This window comes from Chachezhania antarctica (assembly GCF_003646465.1).
Lineage (GTDB): Bacteria > Pseudomonadota > Alphaproteobacteria > Rhodobacterales > Rhodobacteraceae > Chachezhania > Chachezhania antarctica.
Genome location: NZ_QZEX01000001.1, coordinates 125883 through 140057, shown reverse-complemented (window position 1 = coordinate 140057; position 14175 = coordinate 125883). Strand labels below are relative to the sequence as shown.

14 protein-coding genes are annotated in these 14175 nt (G+C 64.1%); 6 read left to right on the top strand and 8 right to left on the bottom strand.

Annotation, left to right across the window (positions count from 1 at the left end; genetic code table 11):
• The first annotated feature begins 29 nt into the window (after nucleotides 1-29).
• Nucleotides 30-1304, top strand: a complete 1275-nt coding sequence (locus tag D4754_RS00765; protein WP_121060665.1) for a bifunctional folylpolyglutamate synthase/dihydrofolate synthase — start codon at nucleotides 30-32, stop codon at nucleotides 1302-1304.
• Nucleotides 1305-1439: 135 nt separating this feature from the next.
• On the opposite strand, the gene zapE is transcribed toward D4754_RS00765, so the two are convergent.
• A complete protein-coding gene (gene zapE / locus D4754_RS00760) occupies nucleotides 1440-2549 on the bottom strand; it encodes a cell division protein ZapE (RefSeq protein WP_121060663.1) in 1110 nt (369 codons plus the stop codon).
• Nucleotides 2550-2897: 348 nt separating this feature from the next.
• Between zapE and D4754_RS00755 the strand changes: the two genes are divergently transcribed.
• Complete coding sequence (locus D4754_RS00755; protein WP_121060661.1) at nucleotides 2898-4139, top strand: MFS transporter; 1242 nt, start codon at nucleotides 2898-2900, stop codon at nucleotides 4137-4139.
• Between the two features lie 131 nt (nucleotides 4140-4270).
• On the opposite strand, the gene D4754_RS00750 is transcribed toward D4754_RS00755, so the two are convergent.
• From D4754_RS00750 to D4754_RS00740, 3 genes are all read right to left on the bottom strand, one after another.
• On the bottom strand, nucleotides 4271-5182 hold the full coding sequence (locus tag D4754_RS00750; RefSeq protein ID WP_121060659.1) for an ornithine cyclodeaminase family protein: 912 nt from the start codon (nucleotides 5180-5182) through the stop codon (nucleotides 4271-4273).
• Complete coding sequence (locus D4754_RS00745) at nucleotides 5179-5805, bottom strand: HAD family hydrolase (protein WP_121060657.1); 627 nt, start codon at nucleotides 5803-5805, stop codon at nucleotides 5179-5181. Before D4754_RS00745 ends, D4754_RS00750 begins: the two co-directional genes overlap by 4 nt.
• A gap of 62 nt (nucleotides 5806-5867) precedes the next feature.
• Entirely contained in the window at nucleotides 5868-6794 is a 927-nt protein-coding gene (locus D4754_RS00740) for an AEC family transporter (RefSeq protein ID WP_121060655.1), read from the bottom strand.
• 197 nt (nucleotides 6795-6991) lie between these two features.
• On the opposite strand from D4754_RS00740, the gene D4754_RS00735 reads away from it, so the two are divergent.
• From D4754_RS00735 to D4754_RS00720, 4 genes are all read left to right on the top strand, one after another.
• Nucleotides 6992-7603, top strand: coding sequence for a glutathione S-transferase (locus tag D4754_RS00735; protein ID WP_121060653.1), 612 nt, complete (start codon nucleotides 6992-6994; stop codon nucleotides 7601-7603).
• A 193-nt stretch (nucleotides 7604-7796) separates the two neighbouring features.
• Entirely contained in the window at nucleotides 7797-8357 is a 561-nt protein-coding gene (petA, locus tag D4754_RS00730) for a ubiquinol-cytochrome c reductase iron-sulfur subunit (protein ID WP_121060651.1), read from the top strand.
• A 12-nt stretch (nucleotides 8358-8369) separates the two neighbouring features.
• Entirely contained in the window at nucleotides 8370-9716 is a 1347-nt protein-coding gene (locus D4754_RS00725; RefSeq protein ID WP_121060649.1) for a cytochrome b, read from the top strand.
• 28 nt (nucleotides 9717-9744) lie between these two features.
• Entirely contained in the window at nucleotides 9745-10536 is a 792-nt protein-coding gene (locus D4754_RS00720) for a cytochrome c1 (protein WP_121060647.1), read from the top strand.
• Nucleotides 10537-10651: 115 nt separating this feature from the next.
• On the opposite strand, the gene fliP is transcribed toward D4754_RS00720, so the two are convergent.
• The 4 genes from fliP to fliF form a co-directional block, all read right to left on the bottom strand.
• Nucleotides 10652-11392 carry a flagellar type III secretion system pore protein FliP gene (fliP, locus tag D4754_RS00715; RefSeq protein ID WP_420837183.1) on the bottom strand — a complete coding sequence of 247 codons (741 nt, stop codon included), beginning with the start codon at nucleotides 11390-11392 and terminating at the stop codon, nucleotides 10652-10654.
• A 174-nt stretch (nucleotides 11393-11566) separates the two neighbouring features.
• Complete coding sequence (locus D4754_RS00710) at nucleotides 11567-11863, bottom strand: FliM/FliN family flagellar motor switch protein (protein ID WP_121060643.1); 297 nt, start codon at nucleotides 11861-11863, stop codon at nucleotides 11567-11569.
• Entirely contained in the window at nucleotides 11856-12455 is a 600-nt protein-coding gene (locus D4754_RS00705) for an ABC transporter ATP-binding protein (RefSeq protein ID WP_121060641.1), read from the bottom strand. Before D4754_RS00705 ends, D4754_RS00710 begins: the two co-directional genes overlap by 8 nt.
• Complete coding sequence (gene fliF / locus D4754_RS00700) at nucleotides 12452-14062, bottom strand: flagellar basal-body MS-ring/collar protein FliF (RefSeq protein WP_121060639.1); 1611 nt, start codon at nucleotides 14060-14062, stop codon at nucleotides 12452-12454. The genes D4754_RS00705 and fliF overlap by 4 nt, the downstream gene beginning before the upstream one ends.
• Nucleotides 14063-14175: the final 113 nt, after the last annotated feature.

The following is a 14175-nucleotide window of genomic DNA, read 5'->3' as shown; positions in this document are numbered from 1 at the left end:
CGGACGACGTGCTAGGCCCGGTTCCTTCGATGCCCTACGGCGAATCCGACGTGATCCTGGGCCGCCTGATGGGGCTGCACCCGAAGATCATCGACCTGACGCTGGACCGTGTCTGGCGCTTGCTCGACGCGCTGGGCAATCCGCAGTTGAAGATGCCGCCCGTCGTCCACGTGGCCGGCACCAACGGCAAGGGATCGACCATCGCGATGCTGCGCGCCGGGATCGAAGGGGCCGGCCAGTCGGCCCATGTCTACACCTCCCCCCACCTCGTGCGCTTCCACGAACGCATCCGGCTGGCGGGTTCGCTGATCGACGAAGACGATCTGGCGGCGCTTCTGGAAGATTGCGAAGCGGCGAACGACGGCACGCCCATCACCTATTTCGAGATCACGACCTGCGCCGCGATCCTCGCCTTCGCGCGGGAGCAGGCGGACTACACCCTGCTGGAAGTCGGCCTTGGCGGACGTCTGGACGCTACCAATGTCATCGACGACCCGGCGCTGACCGTGATCACGCCCGTCTCCATCGACCACCAGCAGTTCCTTGGCGAAACGATCGAGGAAATCGCCTTCGAGAAGGCGGGCATCCTGAAGCGTGGCGTGACCTGCGTGGTCGGCCCCCAGGAAGACGGCGCGCTGGAAGTCATCGAACGTCAGGCTGCCAAGGTCGGGGCGAAGCTGCTGGTCCACGGCCAGCACTGGCACGCTTTCGAGGAACGCGGCCGGCTGGTGGTCCAGGACGAAACCGGGCTCGCCGATCTGCCTATGCCGAACCTGCCCGGCGCGCACCAGATCCAGAATGCCGGTGCGGCTGTCGTGGCTCTGCGGGCGCTGGGGTTTGACGACCGGGCGACATCGCGGGCCGTCAGCAAGGCGGAATGGCCTGCCCGGATGCAGCGCCTGACCCGCGGTCCCTTGTCCGAAGCCGCGCCCAAGGCCGAGCTGTGGCTCGACGGCGGGCACAACGCGGCGGCGGGCAAGGTGGTGGCGGATGTGCTGGCGAAGATGCCGAAAAAGCCCACCTACCTGATCTGCGGCATGCTGAACACGAAGGACCCGCGCGGTTTCCTGCGCCCGCTGGTTGAGCTCTCGGAAGGCCTGACCGGCGTCAGCATCCCCAACGCCACGGCCACCTTCACGGCCGAGGAAACCCGGAAGGTGGCCGATGCCGCGGGCATGCAGGCCGACACCGCGCCCAGCGTCGATGCCGCCGTGGCCGAGATCGTCCGCAAGGACCCTGCGGCGCGGATCCTGATCTGCGGATCGCTTTACCTTGCAGGTGACGTGCTGGCGAAGAACGGCTGAAGCTCGCGTTTCTGGCGAGCGAACCCACGCTCGGACGGATCTATGACGTCGAAATTTGGCGCCTTCTGGGAAGGGACGTCGCCATGGCGCCCTGAACGGATTGAACAGTAGGGCGCTTGGATGAACCGGACCGGGTCACCCGTGCGGCTTGCCCCATGTCCGGTCCTGCATTTCCATCAACCGGCTTGCGGTGCGCTCGAACTCGAACGAGCCTTCGCCTTCGATATACAGGAACTCGGGAGAGGCCGCGGCCGAGCAGATCAGGCGCACCTTGGCCTCGTAGAGCGTATCGACCAGCGTCACGAAGCGCTTTGCCTCGTTGAAGTTGGCACGGGACAGGCGGGGGATTTCCTCGACGATCAGGATGTCGACGGCTTCGGCAATGGCCAGGTAATCGGCCGGGCCAAGCGCATGGCCGCACAGATCGTAGAACGACGCCCGCGCGCGGCGGTCGCGGTAGAACGGCAGAATGACCTCGCGGCCGTAGACGTCGATCTCCAGCGGTTCGCTTTGCCCGCCGGTCAGATCCGACCAGATCTCCGTGATCTTGGCGCGGGTCTCAGAGTTCAGCGGCGTGAAGTAGACGCGGGCCAGATCGGTATGGTGCAGCCGGTAATCGGTGGGGCTGGCCAGTTCGTGGACGACCATCCTGTCCTTCAGCATGTCGATGAAGGGCAGGAAGATCTGCCGGTTCAGGCCATCCTTGTACAGGTCGTCGGGTGGGCGGTTCGACGTGGTGACCACAGTGACGCCATCGGCGAAGATCTTTTCGAACAGCCGCCCCACGATCATAGCGTCGGTGATGTCGGTGATCTGCATCTCGTCGAAGGCCAGCAGCCGGACCGAGGCGGCGACCTTTTCGGCCACGGGCCCGATGGGATCGGAGATGCCTTCCTTGCGGGCGGCGTTCATGCCCTTCTGCACTTCCTGCATGAAGGCATGGAAATGCACCCGCCGCGCCGGGACATTGTCGAGCGTTTCGACGAACAGGTCCATCAGCATCGACTTGCCGCGCCCGACGCCGCCCCACATGTAGACGCCCTTCGGCGCCTCGACCGTCTTCGCGCGGCGCAGGAAGCCGCGGCGCTGGGATCGGTGGGGCATCGCGCGCAGTTCGCGGCGCAGGCGGTCAAGCTCGGGCAGGACGCTTTCCTGCGCGGCATCGCGCTTCAGGTCGCCTTCGTCCACGCGGGCGGCGTAGAGCGAGGTCGGGTCAAGGAAAGCATTGTCATCATCGTCACTCATGAGGTGGAGCCATAGCCCGCGCCCGCGGTATTGAAAAGCGCACACGCGGCCGCGCAAGTGCTATCCTTGCTGTTGCGCCAGAAACCTGTTCCCGGCGTGTCGGCACGAAACGCCATGCCCGACCTCCCCCACGGGAGGGCATCTTCTCTGTTGGAAGCTATCGACCGGTTGGCATGAGACGGTGTTACGCGCGGTACCGCGTCGTGCGGCCCTCCCGAGGTCGGGCATGGCGCGTCGTGCCTTCTGTCGGGCTCTGTTCATGGATCGCGATGAGGTCCATGCCAAACCATGAATTGACCTTCCCTTCACTTTCCGTAGTGTCTTTCCATCCTCATCCGGAGACCGATTATGGACCGTCCCGCGCCCTTGTTCACGCCGATCCTGATCGGCGGTTGCCTTATCGTGGTCGTCAGCTTCGGGGCCCGGGCCGGGTTCGGCCTGTTCCAGATCCCGGTGTCGGAAACCTTCGGCTGGCCGCGGGCCGATTTTTCCATGGCCATCGCGATCCAGAACCTGTGCTGGGGGAACGGGCAGCCGATCTTTGGCGCCATCGCCGAAAAGCTGGGGGACCGGAAGGCGATCCTGCTGGGGATCGTGCTGTATACGCTGGGCCTTTTTGCCTCGGCCTTCGCCGTGTCGCCCGGCGCGCACCAGCTTCTGAACATGATGATCGGCTTCGGCATCGCGGGTTCGGGCTTTGGCGTGATCCTGGCCATGGTGGGGCGGGCGTCTTCCGACAAGAACCGATCGATATCTCTCGCCATCGCAACCGCGGCGGGAAGCGCGGGGCAAGTGCTTGTGCCGCCCGTCACGGAATCGCTGATCGGCGGCATCGGCTGGCAGGGCACCTTCATGGTCATGGCCGCGGCCATTGCCGCGTCGGCGCTTTTGCTGCCGATGATGAAGACGCAGCCCATGGCGCCGAAATCGGACCTGGAAATGAGCATGGGCCGGACTCTGATGATCGCCTTCCGCGATCCGTCCTACGTTATGATCTTCGTGGGGTTCTTCAGCTGCGGCTACCAGCTGGGCTTCATCACTGCCCATTTCCCGGCCTTCGTGACGGAGCTTTGCGGGCCGATCTCTCCCGGCAGCATGCTCGAAAGTATCGGCATTTCGGACACTTCGAAGCTTGGCGCGATTTCCCTGTCGCTGATCGGGATGGCGAACATCGGGGGGACGCTGCTGGCGGGCTGGGCGGGGAACCATTTCACCAAGAAATACCTGCTGGCGATCATCTACACGCTGCGCACCGTGGTCGCCGCGACCTTCATCCTGCTGCCGATCACGCCGCTGACGGTGATCGTGTTCTCGGTTACCATGGGCTCGCTCTGGCTGGCGACGGTGCCGCTGACCTCCGGGCTGGTCGGCTATATCTACGGGTTGCGGTACATGGCGACGCTTTACGGCTTCGTCTTCTTCTCGCACCAGCTGGGCGGGTTCCTTGGTGTCTGGCTGGGCGGGCGGATGTACGACATCTACGGCGATTACACCGCCGTCTGGTGGATCGGCGTAGGCGTCGGCGCGTTTTCGGCGCTGGTGCATCTGCCGATCAGGGAAAAGCCCAATGCGGGGCTGGTTCCGGCCTGACGGATGTGCGCTTCGGCGGGGCGTTGCGGTGCGTGGGGGATCACGCATCCTACCGGCCGTTGGAAGGTGATCGGCGTCCCGGGAACCTTGGGGTCGGGCGCGGCCCGGACGGGACGAGGGTGCCTTGCGCGCTATGCCTTCCAGCGGTCCAGAATGTAGCGCGCGGTCATCAGGTCCAGATGCGCGCCGCCGCCGTTCTTGAAAAGCGTGATGGTCTCGTCGTCTCCCGGCTGGAAGGAAGCGAGATCATAGTAATCCGCCACCACGTCGCCACGCTGGATCGCGCCGGTGCCCAGCGGAATCTTCAGTTCTCCAATATGATCGAGCGTCGTGTCCCGGCTGTCGACGAAGATCTTCGACCGGGTCAGCGCCGTGTCGTCGGTTTCGCGCATGTCGGGCCGGTAGGCACCGATCAGGTTCAGGTGCTGGCCGGGGCGCAGCCAGTCGCCCTTGATCACCGGCTCAGACGACATTGTCGCCGTCACGATGATATCCGCCGCGCCGACGGCCGTTTCCAGATCGGTCGCGACCATGGTGCCGGGATAGGACGCGGCCAGCGTTTCTGCGCTGCTGGCCGTCCGGTTCCAGAGCGTGATAGTGGCATCCGGGAACCCCGCACCGAAGGCTTCGATCAGCGACCCGCCGACGGTGCCGGCCCCCACGATCAGGATCTGGGTGGCATCGGGCCGGGCGAGGCGCCGCGCGGCCAGCAGGCTGTCGCCCGCGGTTTTCCACTTGGTGACAAGGTGGAAATCGACCAGCGCGTCCAGCGTGCCGTCCTGATCGGAATACAGGCTGACGCCACCGTTCACCATGGGCTGGCCGTTCCCGGGATTGCCCGGGAAGATCGTCGCCGTCTTGACCAGCGATCCCATCCCGTCGATCCACGCCGCCCGCGACAGCAGCGTGTCCGGGTCGCGGTACAGGAACGTGTCGCCGATCTGCGCTTTCGGCAGATCGTGCCCGGCGGCCAGCGCATCGCACAGGCCCAGCCAGTCGAGCAGCGCCTCGCCTTCGGCAAAGGGGATGTAGGGAATGGTCATGCAGCCTCCTCCTTCGTCAGCAGGCCTTCGGCGACCAGCCGGTCGGCCCAGCCCTGTGGGTGTTCGAACAGATGGGTTTGCCAGCCACGGGCCGCGGCGGCTTCGATATTTTCCGGCCGGTCATCGGCGAACAGCAGGCTTTCCGGGTCCAGCGCGCAGTCCTCTTCCAGGATGGCGTAGATCTGTGGGTCGGGCTTGATCACCGCCATGTGGCCCGACACGTACTTGCGGTCGAATTCTTCCAGGAACGGGTATTCGGCGCGGGCGATCTCGAACGTTTCGACGCCGAAATTGGTCAGCGCGAAAACGGGAATGCCCTTGGCCCGCAACGCATCGCGCAGGCGGACGGAATGGGGGATGGCGGGGCTGGCCAGTTGGATCCAGTCGTCGTGCCAGGCCTTGATTTCAAGCGCCCAGTCGGGATGCATTTCGATGGTTTCCTCGATGACGGAGGTGAAATGCTCACCCTTGTCGACGCGGATGTTCATGCCGTGAAGGTCGACCGTCTCGAACAGGGCCTTGCGCCGCTCCTCGCCGTAGGTGCGGTCGAAATAGTGCTCGGGGTTCCAGTTGATCAGCACGTTGCCGATGTCGAAGATCACCGCGGAAATGGGCGTGGCCATGGCAAGGTACTCCGGAAAGACGCTGCCCCCGGCCTAGCCGCTGCGCCGCGAGGCGTCCAGAGCTAGGGGCTGACCCATGCGATCACCAGCGGCACGGTGAGGATGGAGATCGCGGTGGAGATCAGGATCGAGGTCGACACGCGCACCGGCGCCACGCCGTAGTGCTGCGCCAGCATGTAGACGTTGCCCGCCACCGGCATCGCCGCGGCCGAGATGACGATGGCCGCCGGGAACGGATCCAGCGGGAACAGGACAAGGACGGCGAAGGCCACGAAGATCGGGTGCAGCACAAGCTTGCAGAAGCTCAGCCAGCCGGCGACGAAGGGCCGTTCCGCCGACCGCCCGGCCAGCGACGCGCCGATGGCGAACAGCGCGCCCGGGGTCGCGGCCCCGGCGAGGATGTCCATGAAATTCCGCATCGGTTCGGGCTGGGGCAGGTCCAGCATCGACCAGCCCAGGCCGATCACCAGTGACGCGATCATCGGGTTCTTCACCAGCCCCATGCCTGCCATCCGGAAGGCCGCCGGGTTGATGCGGCCCGACCGGGCGGCGTTGATCAGGATGACGATCAGGCTTGAGAACACGATCAGGTCAACCGTCAGCACCAGCATCAGCGGCGCGATGGCCTCTTCCCCGAACAGCAGGGCGAACATCGGCAGGCCCAGGAAACCCACGTTGCCGATCACGGCGCACTGCGCCTCCATCGCCGCGGTGGACACGTCCAGCCTGCGGATGAAGGCCACGGCCGTGGCGATGCCATAAACGAAGGCCGTTCCCCACAGGTAGGCACCGATCAGCCGGATGTCGAAGATCTCGGCCACCGGCAGGGCGGACGCGAACTTGAAGATCAGGGCCGACAAAGGGAAGAAGAAGACGAACTTGGTCAGCAGCGCGGTGCCGGCCTCGTCTATGAAACGGGCACGCCCGGCCCCGTAGCCGAGACCGATGATGGCGAAGAAGGGCAGGGTGCGCAGGAAGATCTCGACCATGGTTCGAGCGTTAGCCGCCGGTCGCCCCTTGGGCAAGAGCGCCCGGTGCAATGCAGCCTTTCGTTTCTGAACATGTGTTCATTCGCTGGCCGCTTTTCGGTGTCGCGCTATCTGCATGCCGTGCGGCGTCTACCGAATGGACACGCTTCTGACCCAAGCCTAAGTTCCGTGCCAACGGATCCAGGAGGACCAACGCCTTGAAGCTGTATTATTCCCCCGCCTCACCTTTCGCGCGAAAGGTGCTGGTCGTGATGCACGAGACCGGTCAGACCGGCGATGTCGCGCTTGTCGAGGTCGCCACCACGCCTGCCAGGCCGTCGGAAGAGCTGCGCGCACAGAATCCGCTGGCCAAACTTCCGGCCCTTGCCCGCGATGAGGGCCCGGCGATCTACGACAGCCGCGTGATCTGCGGTTATCTGGATGACCGTGCCAAGGCCGGTCTGTACGGCACGGGCCCCGCCCAGTGGGAGATGAAGACGCTGGAAGCGACGTGCGACGGGATTCTCGATGCCGCGGTTCTGATGGTCTACGAAGGCCGCGTTCGTCCCGAGGACAAGCAGTTCGACGGCTGGGTCGATGCACAATGGGGCAAGGTCACCGGTGGGCTGGCTGCACTGGACGCCCGGTGGATGAGCCACCTGGAAGGATCGCTGAACATTGGCCAGATCGCCGTTGGCTGCGCGCTGGGCTATCTCGATTTCCGTCACGGCCCGCGCGACTGGCGCAGCATCGCCCCCAATCTGGCGACATGGTACGAAGCCTTTTCGACGCGGCCCAGCATGGTGGCCACGGCCCCGCCCTCGCATTAGAATGACAGAGACCTCCGGGGCGGCTGAATCTTCTGCCGCTCTGGTATACCACGACGATTGAAACGGCTCCTGCGCGGCTTTGACCGCTGGACGAATGAAAACAGCGTCGATACAGGAAGTCTCTGAAACACTTCCGCTCTAGCGGTTGGGAGAAAGAAGGCTCCCAAGAGCCACGGAATTGGAGAGAAACCTCGTGTCACACGCAGAAGACCACGACGAAGATCGCCGGGACTTTCTATATTACGCCACGGCCGGCGCCGGCGCTGTTGTTGCCGGTGCAGCCATCTGGCCGCTCGTCAACCAGATGAACCCGTCGGCTGACGTTCAGGCGCTTTCGTCGATCCGGGTCGACATTTCGGGTGTGGCAGAAGGCACACAGCTTACGGTGAAATGGCGCGGCAAGCCCGTCTTCATCCGTCACCGCACTGACGAGGACATCAGGCTTGCGCGCGATGTCGAACTCAGCGCGCTGCCCGATCCCATCGACCGTAACGAAAACAAGCCCGGCCTGCCCGCGACGGATGAAAATCGCACGCTGGACGAAGAAGGCCGCTGGCTGGTGATGATCGGTGTCTGCACGCACCTGGGCTGTGTCCCGGTGGGCGAACGGTCCGGCGATTTCGAAGGCTGGTTCTGCCCCTGTCACGGGTCGCACTACGATACGGCCGGCCGGATTCGCCGCGGACCTGCGCCGCGGAACCTGGAAGTTCCGGTTTCCGCCTTCGATGGCGAAACCACGATTGTTCTGGGATAAGGGAGCGCGACAATGGCCGGTATTCCGCACGATCATTACGAACCGAAGTCGGGCTTCTCGAAATGGGTGGAGACACGTCTGCCCGTGATCGGTCTGCTTTACGACACGATCATGATCCCGACACCGAAAAACCTGAACTGGATGTGGATCTGGGGCATCGTCCTGGCCTTCTGTCTGGTCGTCCAGATTGCCACCGGCGTTGTGCTGGTGATGCATTACACCCCGCATGTCGACATGGCCTTCGCGTCCGTCGAACACATCATGCGTAACGTGAACGGCGGCATGATGCTGCGATACGTTCACATGAACGGCGCCTCGCTGTTCTTCTTGGCCGTCTACTGCCACATCTTCCGGGGTCTCTATTACGGGTCCTACAAGGCCCCGCGCGAGATCACGTGGATCATCGGCATGCTGATCTACCTGCTGATGATGGCCACAGGCTTCCTGGGCTACGTTCTGCCCTGGGGTCAGATGTCCTTCTGGGGCGCGACCGTGATCACCGGCCTGTTCGGCGCCATTCCCTTCATCGGGGAGCCGCTGCAGACATGGCTTCTGGGTGGGCCGGCCGTGGAAAACGCCACGCTCAACCGCTTCTTCTCGCTGCACTATCTGCTGCCCTTCGTCATCGCGGGCCTCGTGATCGTGCATATCTGGGCCTTCCATACCACCGGCAACAACAACCCCACCGGCGTCGACGTGCGCCGCGGCTCTAAGGAAGAGGCCGAGAAGGACACCGTTCCGTTCTGGCCTTACTACATCATCAAGGATTTCTTCGCGCTGGCGGTGATCCTGCTGATCTTCTGGGCTATCGTGGGCTTCATGCCCAACTACCTGGGGCACCCGGACAACTATATCGAAGCCAACCCGCTGGTGACGCCGGCGCACATCGTCCCCGAATGGTACTTCCTGCCGTTCTACGCGATGCTGCGGGCCATCACCGACGACCTCTGGATCTCGCAATTCGCCTCGTTCATCACGGGCGGGATCGTCGATGCGAAGTTCCTGGGCGTGCTGGTGATGTTCGGCTCTATCCTGGTGATGGCGCTGGTGCCGTGGCTCGATACCTCCAACGTGCGTTCGGGCCGGTATCGCCCGATGTTCCGCTGGTGGTTCGCGTTGCTGGTGGTCGACTTCGTCCTGCTGATGTGGCTTGGCGCCATGCCGGCCGAGGAGCCCTATACCTCGCTCGCTGCGATCGGGGCAGCCTACTGGTTCGCCTACTTCCTGGTCATCCTGCCGCTCCTTGGCGTGATCGAGAAGCCGGATCCGGTGCCTGCGACCATCGAGGAAGATTTCGAGGCGCATCTCGCCAAATCCAAAGCGGCCGATGACGGCACCCAAGCGGCCCCTGCCGAATAAACCGGGGGAACGACAAGGAACGATGCAAATGTTCAAGCAACTCGCATTCGGAACCGCGGCTGCCCTGGCGATCGGACTGGCACCGGTTGCCTGGGCCGCCGGTGGCGAGGAAGCCCATATCGAAGATATCGCCTTCTCCTTCGAAGGTCCCTTCGGCGTTTACGACCAGAACCAGCTTCAGCGCGGCCTGCAGATCTATACCGAGGTCTGCTCCGCCTGCCACGGTCTGCGCTACGTACCCTTCCGCACGCTGAACGACACGGACGGCCCCGGCCTTCCGGCAGATCAGGTGCGGGCCTACGCGTCCGAATTCCAAGTCTACGACGCTGAGCTGGAAGACACCCGTCCCGGACTACCGTCGGATAATTTCCCGGCAAATACGGCGGTGGGTGCACCGGATCTTTCGCTGATGGCCAAGGCACGCGCCGGGTTCCACGGGCCTTACGGCACCGGCCTGTCGCAGCTGGTCAATGGCATGGGCGGGGCGGAGTACATCTACTCGCTGCTGACGGGCTATACCGGTGTGCAACAGGAACAGGCCGGGACTCTCTTCTACGAGAACACCGCGTTCCCGTCAGGCTGGATCTCGATGGCGCCGCCGCTGCAGGGCGAAGATGTAGAGTTCTCCGACGGCTCGCCCAACGATCTGCACAACGAAGCGGTCGATATCGCCGCTTTCCTGATGTGGACGGCCGAACCCAAGATGATGGCCCGCAAGGAAGCCGGTTTTGTCGGCGTGATCTTCCTGGTCGTGCTCTCGCTGCTGCTGTTCTACACGAACAAGTCCATCTGGGCGGCTGTGAAAAAGAAGAAAACCTGATCCCCGCGGCGCCTTCGGGCGGCCCGGTTCATTCACACGGAAAAGGCCTCGCCAGAATGGCGAGGCCTTTTTCGTTTCTTAGCATCCCAGCGGACGGTGCTGTCGGGCCTTGCGCCTATGTCCCGTAACTTCGCACCAATGCGCCGGCCACAAGGCTCCATCCGTCGGCAACCACGAAGAAGGCCAGCTTGAACGGTAGGGACACGATGGCGGGCGGGACCATCATCATCCCCATCGACATGAGCACGGCGGCGACGACAAGGTCGATGATCAGGAACGGAAGGAAGATCAGGAAGCCGACCTGGAAGGCGCGCGAGATCTCGGACAGCATGAAGCTTGGCACCAGCACCGAAAGCGGCGCCTCGGGTGCGGGGGCGGTGATGTCCACATCGGGCCGCAGATCGGCCATCGCGGCAAAGGTTTCCGCTTCGACGCGCCCGGCCATGAACAGACGGAACGGATCCAGCGCAAGGGTCATGGCCTGTTCGACCTCGATCTCCTCGGCCAGCAGCGGCGCCAGCCCCTGTTCCCACGCGGCGGAGAAGACGGGCTCCATCACGAAATAGGTGAGGAACAGCGCCAGGCTGACGATCAGCATGTTGGGCGGCGATTGCTGCAACCCGATGGCCTGCCGCAGAATCGCCAGCACCGTCACGATGAACGGAAAACAGGTGATCATGATGGCCAGCCCGGGGGCGAGGCTCAGCACCGTGATCAGCGCGATCAGCTGGATCGCCCGGGCCGAGATCGAGCCGTCGTCGCCCAGTGACAGCGTCATTTCCTGCGCCAGCGCAGGCACCGGCAGCAGGCAGGCAAAGCCCACCAGCAGGGCCAGCAGCACAGTCGCGAGACGCAACGGCGGCGCCCGCCGCCCCGTAGGGTCCCGGGCGACCGCATCGCAAAACGTGCGGGCGACGAATGCCTTTAGTTCCCGCGCGATCATTCCGGATCCCGCCCTGCGCCGGCAGACGCCCGTTCCGGGGCGCCGCGGTCAGGCCTGTGCCCCTTCTGGGCCAGGTCGGTCATGGTTCTAGCCCAGCCCGCTTTTCAGATCCGCGATTTCCGTCAGGCGAACACCCAGCTGTCCGGCTTGTTCGCCGTCAAGCTCCTCCAACTGGCCGCGGGCAACCAGGCGGTCGCCGACATAAAGCTCCACCGGATCCTCGACCCGCTTGTCGAGCTTCAGAACCGCGTTTTCGCCGAGGTTGATCAGATCCCTGATCAGCGGCCGGGCCTTGCCGACCGACACGACGATTTCTATCGGGACCGAAACGAACGGGCTCGACGCGCCGCCGCTGCCCGGCATGGTGGCCTCTGCGTCATCCATGACGGATGTCCTCCTTGGTTTGGTAAATGAATGTGTCGACAGCGTCGCGGATCGCTTCCAGCACGCCGGCGCCGTCGACTTCGCGCGCGGTATTGCCCAGGCGCAGGCTGGCCTGCGCGGGGCCTAGGGTTTCGTCTTCGGTCAGCGTCAGTTCGGTGAAGCCGCTGGCCTCGAGCACCGGTTGGATAGCTGCCGAGGTGCCGGTGGGAACCGACAGAACCAGCGGCACTTCTGCACCGGTTCGTGACATCTGCTTCAGTTCCTCGACGATCTGGGGGCCGAAGGCCTCGGCAATCGCTTCGGGCAGAACCGCGCGGGTCAGCACCTCGAACACGGGCTCGACCTTTTCGAAAAGCTGCTGCAACGCGTCGTGGTACGAAAAATTCAGTTTCTCGATCCCATCGACAAGATCGGCTTTCAGCTGTTCGCCCTCGCGGGCCTGCGCCGCCAGGGCATCTTCCCATCCGGCCGAGTACCCCTTTTCGAAGCTTTCCAGGCGTTCTTCTTCCAGGGCGACGTCGCTCATCAATTGCCGCGAGTCGCCGCCGCCGGACCGCGGGACGAAATCCTCAAGCAGGTGTGCGATGCTCATGAGGCCTTCTCCTTGCCTTCCTGCAGCCAGCTACGCAGGATCTCGACAGTTTCTTCCTGCCGCTCTCCGATCAGTTCGCGCAGCTGGTCCACCGGCACTTCCTCGATCGCGTCCGAGACGTTCGAGCCCATGCCCATCGAGCCGTCGAAGCTGCCCATGCCTCCCATTCCGCCGTCCGACATGGTCTGGAAGGCCGGCGCGATGTCGAAGGCGGGCAGTTCGGGAAGACCGCCCAGATCGGGAAGATCGCCGCCGCCACCACCGGCAGGCGCGGCCTCCATAACTGTGCCCGATGCCAGGATCGGCCGGACGACGAAGAGACCCAGAAGCAGCGCCACGATTCCGAGAACCGCCAGCTGCAGCACGGCGCCCACGTCGATATGCATCGAATCGAGGAACCCGGGCACGGCCAGCGTGCCCTCCGCATCCACCGTGGCCAGGTCCATGCTTTTCAGTGTGATCACATCGCCGCGTTCCTCGTCATAGCCCACGGCCGAAGCGACGAGTTCCCGCAGCGATTCCAGTTCTTCAGGCGGGCGGACTTCGAAGGCGTCCACGCCCGCGACACCGTTCACCAGCACGGCGACCGTCAGCCTTTTCACTGCGCCGGGAAGGCGACGGATTTCGCGCTCCGTCTCCGATACCTCGTAATTCACCCGCTCGCGCGTGGAGGTGCCCTGCGATTTCGATCCTTCGCCTTCGGATGCTTCGCCATCCGGCAAGTTCGATGCGACGGTCACGTCCCCCGCGCCATTGACGGACGAATCGGAGCTTTCCTCGACATCCGTACTGATCGCCACGCGGCTCTCGGGATCGAAGCTGCGCTGGCGGATGGTTTCTGCTTCGGTCACGGTATCCACGCTGACCTCGACCACCGCGTTGCCGCGGCCGACATGGGCTTCGATCAGGCGCAAGACCCGTTCGCGGAGGACATCGGACCGTGCGTCGGCCGTTGTGGATGCGCCGCCCTCCTCGTCCGTGCCGACGACCGCGCCGTTGGCGTCGATCACCGCGACATCGTCGACCGAGAGCCCCGCCACGGCAGAGGCCACGAGGAACCGCAGCGCGTTTGCCTGTTCGGCCGAAAGCTTGGCCCCTGCCGGCACGACCGAAACCGATGCGGTGGGTTCGGCGCCCCGCAGGAACGGGCTGGATTGCGGGTTGGCAATATGCACGCGCGCCTGCGTGACATAAGGGCTGGCAACGATCGTGCGCGCCAGTTCACCTTCCTTCGCGCGCCAGTAGGCGGCATCGAACATCTGCGAGGTGGTGCCGAAACCGCTGAGGGAATCGAGCAGTTCGTAGCCCTTGCCACCGGTCGCGGGCAGCCCCTCGCCGGCCAGCGAAATGCGCAGCGCATCGCGGTCCGGGCCCGGCACATAGATAGAAGAGCCCCGCACCTCGTAATCTATGTTCCGACCTTCAAGCGCGCGAATCACATCCGCCGAGGCGCTGTTTTCCAGCCCCGCATAAAGAAGCCGCATCGTCGGCGCCGTCGCGATTCGAGACATGAATATCACCGAGGCCAGTACGGCCAGGGCGGCAAGGATGACGACGATCTGCTTGCGCCGTTCTAGCCCTGTCCAGACAGTTACGATCTGCTGCACGTTACCCTCCGAAGACCGCCATTCTGTGCGGCACGAGGATCAACATCGCGGGTTTGACTTAACATTCGGTTAGGTCTGCCGAGCTAGAAAGGGGCTCAGTTGCAGAAACGGAA

Bases quoted from the DNA above. Each gene is read 5' to 3' on its own strand.
- D4754_RS00725 (WP_121060649.1), top strand. From the start codon at position 8,370: ATGGCCGGTATTCCGCACGATCATTACGAACCGAAGTCGGGCTTCTCG.
- D4754_RS00750 (WP_121060659.1), bottom strand. From the start codon at position 5,182: ATGACCATTCCCTACATCCCCTTTGCCGAAGGCGAGGCGCTGCTCGAC.
- D4754_RS00740 (WP_121060655.1), bottom strand. From the start codon at position 6,794: ATGGTCGAGATCTTCCTGCGCACCCTGCCCTTCTTCGCCATCATCGGT.
- D4754_RS00705 (WP_121060641.1), bottom strand. From the start codon at position 12,455: ATGAGCATCGCACACCTGCTTGAGGATTTCGTCCCGCGGTCCGGCGGC.
- D4754_RS00720 (WP_121060647.1), top strand. From the start codon at position 9,745: ATGTTCAAGCAACTCGCATTCGGAACCGCGGCTGCCCTGGCGATCGGA.
- D4754_RS00745 (WP_121060657.1), bottom strand. From the start codon at position 5,805: ATGGCCACGCCCATTTCCGCGGTGATCTTCGACATCGGCAACGTGCTG.
- D4754_RS00710 (WP_121060643.1), bottom strand. From the start codon at position 11,863: ATGGATGACGCAGAGGCCACCATGCCGGGCAGCGGCGGCGCGTCGAGC.
- D4754_RS00765 (WP_121060665.1), top strand. From the start codon at position 30: ATGCCCTACGGCGAATCCGACGTGATCCTGGGCCGCCTGATGGGGCTG.
- zapE (WP_121060663.1), bottom strand. From the start codon at position 2,549: ATGAGTGACGATGATGACAATGCTTTCCTTGACCCGACCTCGCTCTAC.
- D4754_RS00755 (WP_121060661.1), top strand. From the start codon at position 2,898: ATGGACCGTCCCGCGCCCTTGTTCACGCCGATCCTGATCGGCGGTTGC.